This is a genomic window from Lentzea sokolovensis (genome assembly GCF_033949975.1).
In the GTDB taxonomy this organism is placed as follows: domain Bacteria; phylum Actinomycetota; class Actinomycetes; order Mycobacteriales; family Pseudonocardiaceae; genus Lentzea; species Lentzea sokolovensis.
This window is the reverse complement of sequence record NZ_JAXAVU010000001.1, coordinates 95,315-112,767: the sequence shown is the minus strand read 5'-3', so window position 1 is coordinate 112,767 and position 17,453 is coordinate 95,315. Positions and strand designations below refer to the sequence as shown.

The following is a 17,453-nucleotide window of genomic DNA, read 5'->3' as shown; positions in this document are numbered from 1 at the left end:
CTCGTTGCGGGTGGCGTTTCACGAGGGAGGCGCCCTCGTCGGGACATCAGATCTACTTGAACTGAAGTTTGTCGATGCAGATCACACTGCGTGTATCGACTTTTGTCAATCCAAGCCGCTATGGTCGTCGTCATGACGAGCCCGGACCAGACGCTGCTCGACTCGACGACCGCCGCGCGCCTGTTCAAGGCGCTCGGCGACCCGATCCGCGTCGAGCTCGTCAGCCTGGTGCGCCGGACCGAGGGTCAGGAAGCGTGCTTCTGCGACCTCGCCGACCAGTTCGACATGCCGCAGTCCTCGCTCAGCCACCACCTGAAGATCCTCGTGCGGGCCGGCGTGCTCAGCCGCGAGCGCCGCGGCACCTGGAGCTGGTACCGCATCGACAACGCCGCGATCGACACCCTCGCTGCCGTGCTGGCGCCGGGAGGACCGCTGCGCGACGCCGGCGCCTGCTGCGACTGATCCGGACGGCCGAGCCCACCGATGACCCGTCGTCGGGCGATGACACCTGCCCTCACCCTGGAGAACTGTTGAGCACCAAGGAAACCGCGGCACCGGACGTGCTGCACCGACTGTCCTTCCTGGACAGGTTCCTGCCGGTGTGGATCGGCGTCGCGATGTTCGGCGGACTGCTGCTGGGCCGGTTCGTGCCGGGTCTGCAGGGCGTGCTGGACGCGGTGAAGGTCGACGGCGTCTCGTTGCCGATCGCCCTGGGGCTGCTGCTGATGATGTACCCGGTGCTCGCGAAGGTCCGCTACGACAAGCTCGACACCGTCACCCGCGACAAGCGCACGATGGTGCTGTCGCTGGTGCTGAACTGGGTGCTGGGTCCGGCCCTGATGTTCGCGCTGGCCTGGATCTTCCTCGCTGATCTGCCGGAGTACCGGACCGGCCTGATCATCGTCGGTCTCGCGCGCTGCATCGCCATGGTCATCATCTGGAACGACCTCGCGTGCGGTGACCGCGAGGCCGCCGCGGTGCTCGTCGCGCTGAACTCGGTCTTCCAGGTGGTCATGTTCGGCGTGCTCGGCTGGTTCTACCTCGACCTGCTGCCCGGCCGGCTCGGTCTGGGCACCGCGTCGGTGGACTTCTCCGCGTGGGAGATCGCCAAGTCCGTGCTCCTCTTCCTCGGCATCCCGCTGCTGGCCGGCTACCTGAGCCGCAGGGTGGGGGAGCGGACCCGCGGCCGTGACTGGTACGAGTCGAAGTTCCTGCCACGTGTCGGCCCGATCGCGTTGTACGGACTGCTGTTCACGATCGTCATCCTGTTCGCGCTGCAGGGCGAGACCATCACGAACCGCCCGCTCGACGTCGTCAGGATCGCACTGCCGCTGCTGGTCTACTTCGCCATCATGTGGGCCGGTTCCTACGCGCTGGGCAAGGCCTCCGGGCTCTCCTACGAGCGCACGACCACGCTGGCGTTCACCGCTGCGGGCAACAACTTCGAGCTCGCCATCGCCGTCGCGATCGGTGTGTTCGGCGTGACCTCCGGGCAGGCGCTGGCCGGCGTGGTCGGGCCGTTGATCGAGGTGCCGGTGCTCGTCGCGCTCGTCTACGTCAGCCTCTGGCTCCGACGTCGATGGGTGGCTCGTGCTCAGGTCTGACGTCGTGGTGATCGGCGGCGGTCAGGCAGGGCTGGCCGCCGCCTTCTACCTGCGCCGCGCGGGCATCGACCACGTGGTGCTGGACGCCCAGCCCGTGCCGGGTGGGGCGTGGCCGCTCACGTGGAACTCCTTGAGGCTGTTCAGCGTTGCCCGGCACAGCTCGTTACCGGGCCGGCCCATGCCGTCCTTTTCGGACGGATACCCGACGGCGCAGCACGTCGTCGACTACCTGACCGCGTACGAGAAGCGCTACGACATTCCCGTTCAACGTCCTGTTCAGGTCGGCTCGGTGACCCGCGACGGCGACCGGCTGGTGGTGCACGCCGATGCCGGGACCTGGTCCGCACGGCACGTCATCAGCGCGACCGGCACCTGGTGGCGGCCGTTCCGGCCGTTGATGGACCTGCCCGGCCGTCAGCTGCACACCGTGGACTACCGCGACCCGCTGGAGTTCGCCGGGCAGAAGGTCGTGGTGGTCGGCGGCGGCAACTCCGGCGCCCAGATCGCCGCCGACCTCGCGCCGCACACCGAGCTGACCTGGATGACCCGCCGGCCGCCGCGGTACATGCCGGACGAGATCGACGGCAAAGCGCTGTTCGACATCGCGACGCGGCGCGGCGGCGTCGGCGAACTCGGCGACATCGTGGCCGTACCGTCCGTGCGCGAAGCCCGCGACAACGGACTGCTCGTTGCCACCTCGATGGACAGCGAAGCCCTGTCAGCGGCCGACGTCGTGGTGTGGTGCACCGGATTCCGGCCCGCCCTGAGCCCCCTCGCGCCGTTGCGACTCCGTGACGCCAAGGGACGCATCGCCGTCGACGGCACTACCGCAGCGGAAGAACCGCGCCTGCATCTGCTCGGCTACGGCGGCTGGACCGGACCCGCGTCCGCGACCCTCATCGGGGTAGGGCCGACCGCGAAGGCCACGGTCGCGAAGATCGCCGCGACGATCAGGCCGTGATCGCACGCCGTTCGCTCACGCCGCTCAGCATCGCGGCCATCCGATCGGTCGTCTCCGGACGCACCCAGTAGTAGACCCACGTGCCCCGGCGCTCGCAGTCGACCAGCCCCGCCTGCCGCAACAGCTTGAGGTGATGCGAGATCGTGGGCTGGGACAGCTCGAACGCCGGGGTCAGCTCACAGACGCAGACCCCGGCATCGGGTCCCGAAGCGATCATCGACAGCAGTCGCAGGCGCACCGGGTCGCCGAGCGCCTTGAACATCGACGACAGCTCCGCAGCCTGAACCGCTGCCAGCGGATCCTCCTGCAGTGGTGCGCAGCAGCCAGCCTCTTGCTTCGACATATTTCAATATTGACGGCACTCGGGGTTTCGCGCAACACTGCATAGACAAACTTCGATACAGCCTGGAGGTAGACCGCTCATGAGCGAGCAGACCGAGCTGCGCGAGACCGTCCGCGCCCGCTACGCCGCAGCCGCGACCGCCGTCGTCCAAGGGGGAGGCGGGTGCTGCGGACCGCAGACCGCGCAGGTCGACGAGACCTTCGGCGCCACGCTCTACCCGGCGGCCCAGCGAGACGAACTGCCCGCCGAGGCCGTCGCCGCCTCACTCGGCTGCGGCAACCCCATCGCCGTCGCCGAACTCCGCGAAGGCGAGCGGGTGCTGGACCTGGGATCGGGCGGCGGCATCGACGTCCTGCTCTCCGCGCGCCGCGTGGGCGCCACGGGCAAGGCCTACGGCCTGGACATGACCGACGAGATGCTCGCGCTCGCCCTGTCCAACGCGGAGAAGGCAGGCGCCGCCAACGTCGAGTTCCTCAAGGGCGACATCGAGGCCATCCCGTTGCCCGGCAACACCATCGACGTGGTGATCTCCAACTGCGTCATCAACCTCTCGGTCGACAAGCCCGCCGTGTTCGCTGAGACGTTCCGCGTCCTGCGTCCCGGTGGCCGCATCGGCATCTCCGACGTGGTGGCCGACGACCACCTCACGCCCGCCGAACGAGCCGAGCGCGGCTCCTACGTCAGCTGCATCGCCGGCGCCCTCACGTTCACCGAGTACCACGAGGGCCTGGAAGCCGCGGGGTTCACCGGCATCGAGATCACACCGACGTTCGAGGCGGCCGATGGCATGCACGGGGCCATCGTTCGCGCGGTGAAGCCACTCGGCATCGACCCCGTCACCACAACGGCTCCGGTGCAGGCCGAAGGCTCCTGCTGCGGTGTCAGCGCCTGCTGCTCCTCGGACGAGCAGTCCGTCGACCCCGGCGTCACCGTCGCGGAGGCCAAGACCGCGTCTGGTTGCGGTTGTCAGAACTAGCGGTGTCAGGGGAGTGGCGCTCGGTTTCGCAGGGCTGGACCGAAGAGATCGCCGAGTTCTGCTAATCGCCCGCGCAGGAGGTGTCTCCAGGGGAGCGGACCTTGGACAGGAGTGAACGCAGCTGGTCGGCGTCCGCAGGGGACAGGTCGGCCAGCAGTTCGCGTTCGATCGTGTCGATGGTGCCCTGCATGGCCGTCAGTGCGGTGCGGCCCTGTTCGGACATCTCGACGATGTGCCTGCGGCGGTCCTCGGGATCGCGCTTGCGCTCGGCGAGTCCGGCGTTCTCCAGGTCGTTGAGGATCGCGACGAGGACGCTGGGGTCGACGTCCAGCACGTCCAGCAGGCTCTGCTGGCTCGTCGGGCCGTTGTCGCACAGGTGAGACAGCGTGAAGCCGTGCCTGGGCGTGAGGCCGTAGACGCTCAACTGCCTGCGCAGCCGGGCGTCGACATCCCTGCCCAGGTGCATCAGGAGCATTCCAACCCGTTCCCCGTCCACCCCACAACTATAGCCGTCGCCTAAACCATTGATCTGGTTCAACGATCTGCTATGTTCCATCGTATGTTCATCGCAACGCTTGTTCTCAGTGCACTACTCGCCGTCGCCTTCATCGGGGCCGGGGTCTCGAAGGTCATGAAGGTGCCTGCGATGGTCGCCGCCGCCGAGACGCACGGGTTCACCGCGGACGGCTACCGCAACATCGGCCTGCTCGAGGTCGCGGGCGCCGCGGGCCTGCTCATCGGTCTGTGGTGGGCGCCGCTGGGTATCGCGGCGGCCCTCGGTCTGACGCTGCTGATGGCGGGTGCGGTGATCGTCCACGTGCGCGCTGGGGACAAGGTCGCCGAGACCGTGCCGGCGGTCGTGCTCACGCTGCTCGCGGGAACCGCATTGGTGCTGCGGATCGTGACTGCCTGAGGAAGGTCGCAGCCCACAGGAAGAAGCAGCGAACCGCGGCAGCGTCGCGGTTCTACCGGCTGCCCGCACCACCAGTCAGACCAGGGATCAGGTTCAGCCGGCCGATCAGCGGGACGTCAGGAAGAAAGCGCGTGAGGTCGAAGGCCCAGCCTGACTTCTGCTGTCAGCGACGCTGACTCGTCGCACACCCCGTGCTTGAATCCGGGTTTGAGCTTCGCGGCCGTGATTGCCGCGCACGACCGATCGCTGCGGTTGCTGCCCGTCGGTCATCAGCTCACCGGTCAACTGGCGATGATGTTCACAATGGCCTGCTGCACGTTCGCCGGGCTGCACCGGCTGTTCGGCTTCCCCCGTCGCCCGCATGCAAACCTGCGGCAGCTTGATCCGCAGGTCAGGTTGGTGCCGGGTCAGGGGCCCGAGCAGGCGAACATGCCGATGGGGCCGCCTTCGGAAGTTGCTCCGAGAACGGCCCCGTCGTGACCTGTCATGCCTGGTCGGTCCACCACTTCTGGCCGGCCGCGCCAAGCGTGGAGATCGGGTCGTAGTAGGGGTAGCGGCGGTCCAGCGCCTCGGGGTCTTCGAGCTCGATCCCGGTCCGGTAGTTCTTGGTCCAGTAGGAAATCCCGAGCTCACGGTCGTACTCGGCGAGCTGGTGCACCCACCGCTTCCCGACGTACGGCACATCGCACACGATGCGAGGCGTCGCGTATCCCGGCAGGTAGCCCATGATCGCGTGCTGCAGCTCCTGCGCCTCCCACACCGACACCCGCCAGTGCTCCGCGTTCGGGATCATGTCGCACATGATTCGGCGGCACGCCGGATGGACGGTCTGACCTGGCTGTTTATGAGAGCTTGGCGCTAGTTGATGATCATGGGGCCCCTGTGGGGCCCCTGGCCGAGAGGTTGAGATCTCGAATTCGAGATCGCTCGCCCGCGAGAAGGTCCTGAGACCGTCCTCAAACAGGCGGTGCAAACAGTGTATCTGCGGCCAGCCTGGCTCGTCCGTAGCTCGACGGCATGAGATGAGCATAGGTCTTCAGAGTGAAGGCCTCGCTTGAGTGGCCGAGGAACACCGACAGTTCCTTGATGCTGACGTTCGAGGCGAGCATGTGCGACGCGTACAGGTGCCTCAGGGCGTGCATCCCGTCGTCGCCCTTGATGTAGGGGATCCCGGCGACTGAGAAGGTTGGCTTCCAGATCTGATTGAGAAACATCGATCCGCGCCACGCGGTCACACCGCGGTACGGCAGGATGAGGTTGGCGGTGTGGGTCTCCTTGCTGTCGTTCTCTCCCCAGGGAAGTGTGACTTCCACTGACGGATAAAGCTCGCAATGATAGTCGATGTGGTGCAGCGTCCCGCCCGAGATTGGAACGATGCGGGTCTTGTGACCTTTCGGGAGCTTGAACTTCAACTTCCCGTTGATGTAAGTAACCTGCAGCCTGCAGTGATAGGTCATGTCCTTGCGGTTGATGTCCTCCCTGTTGAAAGCGAGAATCTCGCCCTGTCGGAGCCCTAGTCCGCCGCCGATTGGCACTACCACCTGATGTTCAGGCGGAAGGGAGTCGTGGATCCCTTGGAGCTTCTCGTCCGTCCAAGGTGTGATCAGTTTCTGCACCGGTTTGGGTGCCGAGATGGTGCCGAGCTTGCACGGGTTTCGGTGAATCTTTTCGTCCACGACCGCTGCGTCCAACATCGCGGACAGGTTGATCCAGACCTGATACTGGTAGTTCACCGCGATCCCGGACACGTTGTTCATCCAGGCCAGCCAGTTCCTGATCACGGTCCCATCGAGCGCGACCTCGTTCAGTGACATGTCGCCCATGAACGGGTAGACCTGGCAGGCGAACAGGCTGTCGAGCGAGGCTCGGCTGCGTTCGTCAGGTGACCTGCCGTTCTTGTAGCTCTCCGCGTACTCGCGGACCTTCATGTCCCCGGCTTTGGGCGAGACGTATGCCTTGGTCCTCAGAGAGTTTTCGATCTGGGTCTTGAAAGCCTTGGCTTCCTTGTGCTGCTTGTCAGGGAAGCTCTTGTTGTCCTCCTTGCCTCCGGGAAGCTTCCAGCGGACGCGGTAGCGGTCGCCTTTGCCGTAGCGCGAACTCTTCTCCATCACGGGACGACCCTTTGCGTCCCGGACTACTTCTTTGGTGACCGGATCCTTCTTCTCTTGCCACCAACGGTCGTCGATGTACGCCATGATGCCTTCTGCAAGTCGAGCATGTGAATGATGGGCGCACGGCTCGGCGACGGGGAGTGGTCGCTCATCAGCCTTGTTTGCCCAAGGAGTACGCCAGTGTGGCCTGCTGGCGGTTTAACGTGCGCTCAACGCCGACCGGATCATTAAGTCGCGGTCAAATGCGGCGGTGTATGAAGCTGGTAGCGCACGAATACCTGATGGTTGAGCGCAGTCAGGTCAGCGGCTCTGCTCGGCTTCGCCTGCAGGCTCGTTCGCGCCTGAGCGTGTCGCCGAGAACTGTTGGTACAGCTCGGTGGGATAGAGCCTCGCGTGCAGCGCAACTTCCAGGCCGGATATCGACCGCAGATCGGGCAGCGTCTGCCCGTCGAGGATCCTCGTCACGGTCGGATGCGTGACGCCGGCCTCCTTGGCGATCGACCGCAGGCTCCCGCTGCTCGCATGCACCGCGGCTTTTAGTGCCTTGGCGAACGCGACGGCGAAGTGCGCGCTGACGGGAGCGTCCGCGCGGAGCTTGACGTCAGGGAATGTCCCTTCGATCACGTAGGCGGCGGGCGGTTGGTCGCCGCTGCGTCGTGGCACCTGGCCCTCCCGTGGGTGATCGAGCATGTGAACCCCTCCCATTCTGGCGGTATGCCTCGCGGGTGGCCTCGCGAGGCCGTCTCTGGTACATCTAAGTACCGATGGTACATAGATGTACCAGTTTTGAGTAGTCCTGAGGGTTGTGGCATCGCGCTGCGTGGTCGAGGGAGGGGTGGCCGGGTTCGACCTTGCCGAGCGCTGCCTGTTGATATGGCTGTCAGCCGCTTGTTCTCGCTGGGTTCGCGTTGTGCTTGGGATGACAGTTGGGACATGCCTGAACACGACCGTCGTCGCGTTGGATCAACCTGCGGTGCGGTTCGGGGCCGTCGCAAGTTCCACACCATTCGGGCCGGGCAATGGAAGTCCGGCCGTGCGTGGGCTTGGGCGGCAGGTTCCGCAGTCGCGAATGGATCACGGCTATCGGGGAGCGGGCGCTGTGAAGGTTCTCCGCCAGGTGCCGGAGGATCTGGTCGGGTTCGTGTCCTGCCGCCAGGGAATCCCGGACTTTGAGTTCCAGGGCTCTCTGGTCCTGATGCGAAATCGGTGCAACGGCATGGATTTTGTCGATGATTCCCGCTGCTGCTCTTGCTGACTCAGTCGTTGCCGCGTCGTCGGTGTCGCCAGGGTGAGCGCGAGATGCTGGGGACGGGGAGAGGGCTGTGTGGGACGGGTTGGGGGACATAGCTGTGTCGTGGCTGCGGTGGTCAAGCACTGTCGCCCCTGGGGTGGCGCCGGTGTCACGGGTGACAGATTGTCCGGGGTGGCGTTCTGCCGGGAGTGTGTCGTCGTCATCTGCGGTCCTCGATGATGGGCTGACAAGAAGTTCCAGGTCGATGGTGTATCGGTTGCTGCGTCGGCCGCCGCCTGGCTCGATGGCGACAAGACCTGCTGAGCTGAGGCGCTGGAGGAGTCGCTGGACTGTTCGCTTGTTCAGCCTGGTCTTGCGGGCGAGGGTGTCGATGGAAGGCCATGCATCCGTGCCGAGATCATTTGCCTGATCGGCGATCGCCAGAAGCAGGAGAAGCTCGTTGCCTGCCACGGGTGCGTACTCCCAGGCGAGTGTCACAACTTTGATACTCATTCTGCTCGATTTCGTTGATTGCGGATGTGATCACGTCAATCGTCGGCTACTGGTTGGACAGCCACTCTCTAACCAGATGAGGTTCGTATCGAACATGTTTGCCATACCGTCGCCACGGCGGCCCTGTGTTATCGCTACGCCACTTTTGTAGTGTCTTTTTGGGTATTTTCAAGAAAGCTGCGACCTCGTTGGGATCCCATAGTGGCTCGGCGTACTTCAGCGATCGAATCGCCGATGTCTCGCTGCCCGGTCGACTCCCGCTCTTCGAAGTGGGGTTATGGCCTGTGTTCACCTGTTGACTCCCGTCTCGTCTCGGTTGAAGCCCGAGGTTAGGAGTCGAAGGTCGTCGGCCGCTCGGGCAAACGGAGCGGCTACTGGACGAAGTGCGGCGCGTCGGCGTGTGCGTTCACCCGAGCAACTGCCAGGGCCGTGGGGCTCTTGTGGGCGCGCAGACGCCGCTACGCCACGGCGTCAATCGCGCTCCGTGGAATGGACGGCCAAGAAGCGGGGTCCAGCCAAATCTCATCCAGCACGATTACTTCAGTGTTTACTGAAGTTAAGCCGCCACCTTGCACCGGGAACAAACCACGCGGGACTAAGACATGCCGCCTCGACGACTCGAGCCAGCTGCTCCTGCGCCAACTGGTTCGCCAAGGGGAAGGACTGCCCCATCGGGTAGGCCATCTCGGAGCATCCGGTAGTCGTCGAGGTGAGCGTCGTGGACGAGGCGCGCGTCGCCAAGGATCCCGTCGAACGCTTCGACGTAAGCCGCCGAGAACGGGATGCCCAGGTACGCCAGGCCGCGCGTGCCGGGCCAGGTGCTGTCGTGGACGTTGCCGGCGTCATCGACGGCCCACGCGTGCGGATAGGCGATGCCGACGGTCGACAGTGCGAAGCCTTCAACGTAGGTCAGGCAGTGAACGGTCGCGTACGCCGATGCGTTCGCGAAGCACCTTCCTGCGGCGCCGCGGACGTGACCAGGTGGAAGCTCGGTTGGGACTCCCCAGTACCCGGTTTCGAGCACCAGTTCCTCAACGCAGGTGAACAGCCAGGTCCTGGTGCTGGCGAAGGCGGCATGGATCTCAACCTGAGTCGAGAGCCAATCGACCAGATGTGACTGGTGAGCCTCGCGTTGTACAGACACCCGGTGATCGTCCCAAACGTCGTTGCGCCTTGGTACATCGCCGCGTCTGACTGGTTTCTCGTCCGCTCAGGTCTTCTGTATCTCGTTCACGTGGGCCGTAGCGGGCCCACAGGGCCGTGAGGTGTCAAGGCGTCCGATGTCCTCCAAGTCACCGACTCCGGCTTCATCGCATCCGGCGACAGTCCACTTAGTCCTTGTGCTTGTGGTTTCAACGCGGGTTTAGCACCCGCGCCCGTCGCATATCCATCTCACGCTCGTAGGGGAATCAAGATGAGCATCGTCGTACCCAAGGCCGACCCGGTTCTTGCCGAACTCGCCGCGTCCGTCGGAGAGCAGGGCTCGTTCTCGTGTGGTCAGAGGATCTTCACGCAAGGAGATGCCGGACATCAGCTCTACATCATCCAGTCGGGCATGGTGAAGATCGGCCGCTGCACCGCGGATGGCAGGGAACACCTGCTGTCGATCTGCGGACCGGCCGACATGTTCGGCGAGCTGTCGGTGTTCGATCCAGGACCTCGTGCCTCCACTGCAACGGCGGTGACCAACGTGAGTGCCGTGAGCGTGGGGCGCACTGCGTTGCGCAAGCGGATCAACGCTCATCCCGAACTCGGGGAGTACATGCTGCGCGTTGTCGCGCGTCGGGTCCGGCGCTCCAACAACATGGTTGGCGACGCGATCTTTGCGGATGTTCCTCGACGTGTGGCCAGGGTGCTGCTGGAGCTCGCGATGCGCTTCGGTGAGTCCGGCAGGTCCGGCATGCAGCTCGACCACGAGCTGTCTCAGGAGGAGATCGCCCAGTACATCGGTGCTCGGCGGGAGAGCGTCAACAAGGTGCTCTCGAACTTCGCCCGACGCGGCTGGTTGGAAGTCGGCCACAAGAGCGTGTTGATCCGCGACCCAGCGCGTCTTGCTCGGCTCGCTCGTTAGGTCGAGCGCATACGAGCCACCGTCGGTGGCATCGCTACTTCTCCCTTCCCGCAGTCCTACACATTGCGCCTCTGTGGATCGTCCTATAAGGACTGTTTGTCTGCAAGGCGGGCTACCGAACTCCGGCTACTCGCGGTTGCAACTGCGCGAGCGGCGCGAACGGCAGGAGTGTCAAGCTCCTTGTGTCGACGAGAACCCTGTCCTGCAACACTTCATGGAAGACACGGCAAATCATGCTTTCCGTTGTGCTGAACCATGACGATGTCGAGGCGTTCGGCGCGGCTGAAACCGTGCTGCTGAAGAGACAAGGACGCCGCTTCTACCTGTCGCTCGCTCTCGAGCTGGATCTTCGCAGCGTGGCCAGGGGAGTGACAGCACGAGAGGAGGAGTTGTTCAACCTTCGTCTGAGCGAACAGGGACAGCGGGTACGCGTCATCGCGGCCGTAGGGGAGATGTTCGGAACTGAGCATGGAAGTCTCGCCTCGTGGTCGCTGATCGATCATCCCGATGCGACGGGACATCTAGCGCTGTCGTGTGCGCAGAGCGACTCTCGCTGGAAGACCGTGGCGCAGATCGTTCGTCCAGGCGACGGAATCGGCCTTCGATTCATCGGCAACACGCAGCCACATCTGCTGCTCAGTCGCGGCCAGGTTCGTGACGAGGTTGAGTTCGAGATCCGTAGGCGAACGAAGACGTTCACATTCCTGCTGGGCGTCACAGTCGGGCCACCGGACATCGCCCAAACAGTGCGTCACGAGGCATAGCGGGACTTGCCGATGGGCGGTGCCGACGACTGTCGATCGTGCACTGTGACAACAGGATGAACGCCGTTCGGTTACTGGAAAGGGACTCCAGTTCGAGCCTGGCGCTCAGGTTCAGGCCCAGCCGTCGTGAGGCACGACCTCACGTTCCAGTTCGACGCTATAAGCGTGTGCTGGTCGATCGTCGGACGAAGTACATCAATCGCACCAAACCCAATGGAGTCAAAGTGATTTCAGCAAGTCAGCCGACCGACGCTGTCCTCCTGGCCAGGGCGCACCTGTCCCTGGTAGCTGGATCCTGCGTCGGCGAACAGGCGGACCTGACCGCACTGTCTGCCCTAGTCGCCGAAGTCGGTCCAATCGAGGCGTCGAACAGGATCAGTTCCGGTGACTTCGTGTTCGCCTCGAAGAACGCGATGTCGGGCGGCGGTGCTGTAGGGCTCGCTCGCCGGCACCTGGAAGAGATCGGACGCTGCGGCGGGAGGCTTGTAGTCCCCGAGGACGCTGAGTGGCCCGGGGAGAGGTTGGCGCCGCCGTCTGAGGGTGGCCGTCGTGATCGTGGCAGTGGTGAGCCACTCGCGCTCTGGGTCCGCGGGCCTCATTGCCTGTCAGAGTTCCTGGGCAAGGCGGTGGCCGTAACCGGGGCACGCGCAGCTAGCCCCTACGGTGTCCAGGTAGCGAGTGAGTTCGGATCTGACCTCGCTGCGAATGGCGTCACCGTCGTTGCTGGTGGCGCCTACGGCATTGACGAGGCGGCACATCGCGGAGCGCTCACGACCGACGGCCGAACCGTCGCGGTGCTGCCGTGTGGAGTTGACGTGGCGTATCCCGTGGGCAATTCCGTTCTGCTGGAGCGGATCTCACGCGAGGGACTGTTGATCAGCGAGTACTCGCCGGGAGTCGTGCCTGCACGACAACGTTTCCTGGCGCGGAACCGGATCGTTGCCGCTTGTAGCGATGGCCTCGTGGTCGTTGAGGCCGGCAGGCGCAGCGGAACCTCGTACACCGCCAGGATCACGGCCGTCCTGGGGCGAGTTGTGATGGCCGTGCCGGGACCTATCACCTCCGCGACCTCGGTTGGCTGTCTTGAACTGATGCGCGACGGACGCGCGATCCCAGTCGGTTCCACCGCAGACATCCTGAAGGCCCTGCAGAGCCGCACTGACGGCGTGGGCGGCAATCGAACGATGCTCGCTTCCCAAGCGGTCTGTCCAGAGGCGGCGTCATGAGGTGCGGTCTGGACGTGCACGTCCACCTCCGCGACTGCTCGCAGTCCTTTCCACAGCGCGCGGACTCTGATCGTGTGTACGTCATCGAGCTCCACGACACCTTCCTCAAGACTCGCTGGTCGATCGGCCGCATCATCGGGTCACCCGGCTACTGGCTCGCACTGATCATCGGTGCGGAGCGCTGGACGCCACCGTTCCCGACACGAACTGCGCTTTGCACCGCACTGATGATGATCCGCGGCGAGCGTGCGGCCAACTGGAAGTTCGATCGACGGCTACCGCTCGATCAGGACTGTCCTCGCGGCTGTGCGGTGCGGCGCCACTAGGTGGCGCCTTTCGCCCGGCTCGGTGTGCGTGTTCGACCTCCAGGCACCGCTCATGTCCAGCGGCTCACCGACCTCGATGAGACCGTCAAGGAGCCGGCCCAGCTCGTCCAGTGCTGCAACGTCCGCGTCCCGCCAAATGGAGTGCATCTCTTTCGTGCCAACACGATTGGCGTAGGAGCGGCGTCCTTGGCGTCGACCATGTCAGTCGTGACCGGCTCACAGCTCAACGGACCAAGCAGTCGCAGCTCGAAGCGCCGCGTGAACCATCTGGTTAACCGGACTGCACTTTGGATCTATCGGACCCTCGTGCAGCACGAGTCTGCGCTTCGAACGCCAGCGACTGGATGATCCGCGCCGCACAGGCCTTGGTTGCCGCGGTCGGTCCAGAACGCCGTTGTGGTGGCACGCACGCGGCACCGAACTCCGCGCAATCGCTTGCCAGTCATTCGGATCGACATCCGATCGCGTGATACCCGCATCAAATTTCTCTTTCTGATTAGCGCAGATACCGAGCGCGCCTACGAACAAGTGGCGGCTCTTCCGAAAAGGACAGCTGATGGTAAAGATCAACTGCAAGGACGCCGGGGCGCTGCTTGCCAGCGTGCCGCCCTTGATCGGTTTCACTCCGGAGAACTCCCTGGTCTGCTTGGTCTGCAACGAGGGGATCGTGGTCATGACTATGAGGGTCGACCTTCCGGACCCTTCCCAATCTGATGCCTTCGCTGAACAGATCGCGCAGATGGTCCTCGGACAGGGCGACAACGTCGTTGCGATCGTGTTGGTGTTCGGAGGCGGCGAACTCACATCCACCGGGCAACCTCCGCACACCGAGGTGATCACCGCGCTTCACCGAATCCTGGGCGACGTTCACCTGCCGGACGGGGTCGCGCTCTGGGCCGAGGCCTGTGTGGAAGGTGCGCGCTGGTGCTGTTACTGCGGCGAATGCGGCATGTCCGGCACGCTCCCAGATCCATCGGCAACCGAGTTGGCTGCTGCGAGCGTCGCGGCTGGGAAGGTGACACACGCCAGCCGGGAGGAGCTGGCGAGCTACGTCGAGGCAGCCTCCGAACAGGACCTCGCCCGGAGGGCCGAACTGCTCGGCGGCATGTCCACGACGCGGGCTTGTTCCTCCCGAGAGGGACTCACCATGATCCGGGACGCCGTCGACGCCTCAGCACGAGGCGATCTCCAGGTGGACGACGCCTTCGTCGCACGGATGGCACTGGCGTTGGACGATGTTCGGGTCCGTGACGCTTCGTTGTCCTTCGCCACGGACGCGCAGGCCGTGGCGGCTGAGCATCTGTTCTTCACGCTCACCCGGGAGTGCCCAGCTCCGTACCGTGCTGAGCCTGCAGCCTTGGCTGCGTTTTACGCCTATCTACGGGGAGAAGGAGCGCTCGCTTCGGTAGCGCTGGACGTCGCGGTTGAGGTTTGCCCGGAACACCAGTTGTCCAGGCTGCTACGCGCCGCTTTCACGGCAGCTGTCCCACCTGCAGAGCTTGGTTGCCTCGCGCGCCAGGCGGACATCGACGCGGCAGTGATCTTCGCGGAGCAGGCCGACACGTAGGCCCGCCTTCCGGTCGAATCGCGCGATCTCGGTCAAGAGCTACTAGAGCGGTGCCATCCGCATCCACCTTTGTCGTCGCGGCATCTGCCGAGCTCTGACGGACTCGAGTTCGGTCGAACGTGCCCTCGGCCGAGCGATCCCGTTCACGCAAACCGGCTACATCGAACAAGTTTGGTCGCAGCGTCTAGTCCGAACCGCGGGATGTCGACGGGTCGACGCCCCGCAACTGTCCACAACAGATCCGCACGGAACGAAACGATCTATGACGAGAGGATCAGCCATGGCTGGAGAAACGACGATCACGGTGGTCGGGAACCTGACTGCCGACCCGGAACTGCGCTTCACCCAGAGCGGTGCGGCCGTGACGTCCTTCACGGTCGCCTCCACGCCCCGCAAGTTCGACAAGAATTCGGGCGAGTGGAAAGACGGCGAAGCGCTGTTCCTGCGGTGCAACGTGTGGCGGCAGGTCGCCGAGAACGTGGCCGAGTCGCTCACCCGCGGTTCGCGAGTGCTCGTCTCCGGACGGCTGCGCCAGCGTTCCTTCGACACGAAGGAAGGCGAGAAGCGCACTGTCGTGGAGCTTGAGGTCGACGAGATCGGCCCCTCGCTGCGCTACGCGACCGCGAAGGTCAACAAGGTCAGCCGTGGAGACGGCGGCCAGCAGTCTCGTGGTGATGGTGTCAGTGAGTCGCCTGGCGGATCGTGGGGATCTGGCCCGGCAGCCGACGCCGGCGGTTTCGATGACGAGCCCTCGTTCTGAACTCTGATTCACCATCGGGCCCGCCGGCATGTCGGCGGGCCCGAACTTCTGTCAGGTCACGTCCACGCATCGACAACACGTGAGCGACGTCCACCAGGGCTACGTGAAGTCTGGGATCGGCAACACATTGATGAGGACAGCCAGATGTACAGGATCAGCGGCATCCGGAAGATCGGCCGTGGAGAGTACGCACTCCTGCTTGAAGAAGCGTGCACATGGACGGAGGTCCAACGCGCCTTGACAGACATAGCCGCCCAAGGCTGGGAGAAGATCCGTGTGACTCCTGGGCAGTTCAGTCAGGAGGCAGAGGAAGCCCATGAATGCAGCTTTTCAGGTGTGTTCGGGGTTCAGGCGTGACACGCCACCTGGCGAGGCTGCTCGACAGGTTGGTCGATGGCCTCGGGCAGCCCCTGGAAGGTCTCGTCCGGGATCGTATCGGCGCTTTGGACGCAGATCCTGGGCCAGGCACCTGGAACGCCGCGTACTCGACATGCCTGAGCAGTTCCGGCTCCCGACGGACATTGCTGAGCTTCGTGCGATCCGTAGACCCCCGCTGCCCCAACGCGCCGATAGCCGGCTACGCGATCGACAACCCGGAGCGCTGGAACGGCTATCACCCAAGCCAGCTGACGCTGCGCATCGCGCTACGACATGCAGCTAGCCATATCGAGCGACTTCGCTCCACCCGAGCCTCACGGTCCACCTCGCAGCGCTGTCCGCCGTTCTGGCCGCCACCTGCGTAACGGCGGCGATGGTGGTGGCTCGTCTCTCCGAAAGAAGGAGCTATGCGTGAGTTTCCCGCCACCAACGGCACCTCCGCCGCGGTCCGAACATCATCTTCTCTGCTTCTGCTCGACTTCATTTCGGCAACCTTCGGCTGTCACCGCGCACAACGGGGCTTGCAAGTCGTTCGCGCAGAAGCTCCCTCTCTTCCTGCGTGGACTGCGGCGTCGGTCGTACTTCTCGACGAGCGGACCCTGACGCTCTGCCTACAGCGGAATCTGCCCGCACGCACCGGCATTCTGCTCGTCACCGCGGTCGACTCAGATCGCACACCGTGGTGCGAGGCCGCACGCATCAGTGCGCAAGGGATCTACTGCCTTCCTCTCATGCGCCGTCCTCTCGCGGCTGCGCTCGAAGCGGCTGACAACGTACTCGCTGTTGTCGGATCAGAGAGCTTCTCAGGGCGCCTCTAGTTTTGTTTGTTCAACGCCCTGTTGGCGATGAACGAAAGATCCAGTGTTGAGGGCCCGATCATTCGAGGCCGGCTCTGCAAGGACAAGAGAGTCCTTGCAGTTAGTAACAGTTCAGGAATCTCTGCGACATCGGATCGACCGACCCGTCGCATCCACAACGAGGTGTCGTGCTGTCTTGCGCCGGCATAGCCGCTGCGCCAGACAGCACCGGCCCCTTCGTGGCTGACCAGTAGGCGCGATCGCCGCGCCTGGTCGCCAACTCTCATTGAACACCCAGACATTTCGCCGCCGGGAGCACGGTTCCCGCGCTGATGACTACTCCTCGTCCTCCGGCCTGCCCACAGGGAAAGTAGGTACCTCGTGCCGACCGAGCTGATCCAGCGTCCGTTCTTCGTCTACGGGACCCTCAGGCGCGGGTTGTTCAACTACCAGAAGCACCTTGAGGGCCGCACCGCTGCGGAGGAACGGGGTCGCTTGCACGGGTACTGCCTTTACGACGCCGGCGGGCTTCCCCTCGTTGTCGGAAGGACTGGCGACACCAACGGTGTCGTCGGTGAACTCATGAGCGTCTGGCCGGACCAGTACGACGACGTTCTCCGCCAGCTCGACGAGCTCGAAGGCTACGACCCTGCCGATCCGACGTGCATCTACGTGCGAGTGCTTGTCCCGGTCCGCTCGAACACCGGCCCGGTTTCCGCCTGGCTGTACGAGGCCGGCGCCGCCGTCGTGCGCGAACTCACCCCGGACAACAAGGTTTCGGGTGGTGACTGGGTGTTGCACCAGGCCGAAATCCCCGATGTGTCCGCGAGAAGGAACGACGTCGTCGGCTGAGCGACGCCTCGGATCAGGTGTGGCTTGCGCCGTCTCGTCCACTCCTCGAACTCGTTGAGG

Annotated in this window: 20 protein-coding genes and 1 pseudogene; 13 read left to right on the top strand and 8 right to left on the bottom strand. The window is 64.4% G+C overall.

Translation table 11 applies throughout. From position 1 onward, the window contains the following. Window positions 1–132 precede the first annotated feature (132 nt). The 3 genes from SK854_RS00580 to SK854_RS00570 all read left to right on the top strand — a co-directional run bounded on the left by SK854_RS00580 (window position 133) and on the right by SK854_RS00570 (window position 2,565). The gene (locus SK854_RS00580) at window positions 133–462 is read left to right on the top strand and encodes an ArsR/SmtB family transcription factor (RefSeq protein WP_319972946.1); all 330 of its coding nucleotides are present in this window, start codon (window positions 133–135) and stop codon (window positions 460–462) included. Between the two features lie 68 nt (window positions 463–530). Continuing rightward, the gene (gene arsB, locus SK854_RS00575; RefSeq protein WP_319972945.1) at window positions 531–1,604 is read left to right on the top strand and encodes an ACR3 family arsenite efflux transporter; all 1,074 of its coding nucleotides are present in this window, start codon (window positions 531–533) and stop codon (window positions 1,602–1,604) included. Further along, window positions 1,591–2,565: an ArsO family NAD(P)H-dependent flavin-containing monooxygenase gene (locus SK854_RS00570; RefSeq protein WP_319972944.1), complete on the top strand. Its 975-nt coding sequence runs from the start codon at window positions 1,591–1,593 to the stop codon at window positions 2,563–2,565. Before arsB ends, SK854_RS00570 begins: the two co-directional genes overlap by 14 nt. Here the strand turns inward: SK854_RS00570 and SK854_RS00565 are convergent. After that, window positions 2,555–2,908, bottom strand: coding sequence for an ArsR/SmtB family transcription factor (locus SK854_RS00565; protein WP_319972943.1), 354 nt, complete (start codon window positions 2,906–2,908; stop codon window positions 2,555–2,557). The genes SK854_RS00570 and SK854_RS00565 overlap by 11 nt on opposite strands. A gap of 79 nt (window positions 2,909–2,987) precedes the next feature. On the opposite strand from SK854_RS00565, the gene arsM reads away from it, so the two are divergent. Further along, window positions 2,988–3,884 carry an arsenite methyltransferase gene (gene arsM / locus SK854_RS00560; RefSeq protein ID WP_319972942.1) on the top strand — a complete coding sequence of 299 codons (897 nt, stop codon included), beginning with the start codon at window positions 2,988–2,990 and terminating at the stop codon, window positions 3,882–3,884. A gap of 61 nt (window positions 3,885–3,945) precedes the next feature. On the opposite strand, the gene SK854_RS00555 is transcribed toward arsM, so the two are convergent. Further along, window positions 3,946–4,380, bottom strand: coding sequence for a MarR family winged helix-turn-helix transcriptional regulator (locus tag SK854_RS00555; RefSeq protein WP_319972941.1), 435 nt, complete (start codon window positions 4,378–4,380; stop codon window positions 3,946–3,948). A 63-nt stretch (window positions 4,381–4,443) separates the two neighbouring features. Here SK854_RS00555 and SK854_RS00550 point away from each other — a divergent pair, with 63 nt between their 5' ends. Continuing rightward, window positions 4,444–4,797, top strand: coding sequence for a DoxX family protein (locus SK854_RS00550; RefSeq protein ID WP_319972940.1), 354 nt, complete (start codon window positions 4,444–4,446; stop codon window positions 4,795–4,797). A 207-nt stretch (window positions 4,798–5,004) separates the two neighbouring features. Continuing rightward, window positions 5,005–5,277, top strand: a complete 273-nt coding sequence (locus SK854_RS00545) for a hypothetical protein (protein WP_319972939.1) — start codon at window positions 5,005–5,007, stop codon at window positions 5,275–5,277. A gap of 4 nt (window positions 5,278–5,281) precedes the next feature. Here SK854_RS00545 and SK854_RS00540 read toward each other — a convergent pair. The 6 genes and pseudogenes from SK854_RS00540 to SK854_RS00520 all read right to left on the bottom strand — a co-directional run. Beyond that, window positions 5,282–5,599: pseudogene (locus SK854_RS00540) on the bottom strand (lysine 2,3-aminomutase); the annotation flags it as partial. 154 nt (window positions 5,600–5,753) lie between these two features. After that, a complete protein-coding gene (locus tag SK854_RS00535) occupies window positions 5,754–6,992 on the bottom strand; it encodes a tyrosine-type recombinase/integrase (protein ID WP_319972938.1) in 1,239 nt (412 codons plus the stop codon). A 216-nt stretch (window positions 6,993–7,208) separates the two neighbouring features. Next, window positions 7,209–7,598, bottom strand: a complete 390-nt coding sequence (locus tag SK854_RS00530) for a hypothetical protein (protein WP_051769977.1) — start codon at window positions 7,596–7,598, stop codon at window positions 7,209–7,211. A gap of 190 nt (window positions 7,599–7,788) precedes the next feature. After that, complete coding sequence (locus SK854_RS48175) at window positions 7,789–8,652, bottom strand: helix-turn-helix domain-containing protein (protein WP_084401213.1); 864 nt, start codon at window positions 8,650–8,652, stop codon at window positions 7,789–7,791. A 46-nt stretch (window positions 8,653–8,698) separates the two neighbouring features. Beyond that, window positions 8,699–8,944, bottom strand: a complete 246-nt coding sequence (locus SK854_RS00525) for a helix-turn-helix domain-containing protein (protein WP_245816162.1) — start codon at window positions 8,942–8,944, stop codon at window positions 8,699–8,701. Between the two features lie 303 nt (window positions 8,945–9,247). Further along, entirely contained in the window at window positions 9,248–9,796 is a 549-nt protein-coding gene (locus tag SK854_RS00520) for a hypothetical protein (RefSeq protein WP_030477422.1), read from the bottom strand. A gap of 270 nt (window positions 9,797–10,066) precedes the next feature. Here SK854_RS00520 and SK854_RS00515 point away from each other — a divergent pair, with 270 nt between their 5' ends. The 7 genes from SK854_RS00515 to SK854_RS00485 all read left to right on the top strand — a co-directional run bounded on the left by SK854_RS00515 (window position 10,067) and on the right by SK854_RS00485 (window position 17,393). Beyond that, entirely contained in the window at window positions 10,067–10,723 is a 657-nt protein-coding gene (locus SK854_RS00515; RefSeq protein WP_030477423.1) for a Crp/Fnr family transcriptional regulator, read from the top strand. A gap of 245 nt (window positions 10,724–10,968) precedes the next feature. Then, complete coding sequence (locus SK854_RS00510; RefSeq protein WP_144065350.1) at window positions 10,969–11,487, top strand: hypothetical protein; 519 nt, start codon at window positions 10,969–10,971, stop codon at window positions 11,485–11,487. A gap of 167 nt (window positions 11,488–11,654) precedes the next feature. After that, on the top strand, window positions 11,655–12,713 hold the full coding sequence (dprA, locus tag SK854_RS00505; RefSeq protein WP_319972937.1) for a DNA-processing protein DprA: 1,059 nt from the start codon (window positions 11,655–11,657) through the stop codon (window positions 12,711–12,713). Window positions 12,714–12,787: 74 nt separating this feature from the next. After that, window positions 12,788–13,039 carry a hypothetical protein gene (locus tag SK854_RS00500; RefSeq protein ID WP_319972936.1) on the top strand — a complete coding sequence of 84 codons (252 nt, stop codon included), beginning with the start codon at window positions 12,788–12,790 and terminating at the stop codon, window positions 13,037–13,039. Window positions 13,040–13,595: 556 nt separating this feature from the next. Continuing rightward, the gene (locus SK854_RS00495) at window positions 13,596–14,606 is read left to right on the top strand and encodes a DUF4192 domain-containing protein (protein ID WP_319972935.1); all 1,011 of its coding nucleotides are present in this window, start codon (window positions 13,596–13,598) and stop codon (window positions 14,604–14,606) included. Window positions 14,607–14,886: 280 nt separating this feature from the next. Then, window positions 14,887–15,366 (top strand): single-stranded DNA-binding protein, encoded by a 480-nt coding sequence (locus SK854_RS00490; RefSeq protein ID WP_319972934.1) that lies wholly within the window; start codon window positions 14,887–14,889, stop codon window positions 15,364–15,366. 1,556 nt (window positions 15,367–16,922) lie between these two features. Beyond that, the gene (locus SK854_RS00485) at window positions 16,923–17,393 is read left to right on the top strand and encodes a gamma-glutamylcyclotransferase family protein (protein ID WP_319972933.1); all 471 of its coding nucleotides are present in this window, start codon (window positions 16,923–16,925) and stop codon (window positions 17,391–17,393) included. Window positions 17,394–17,453: the final 60 nt, after the last annotated feature.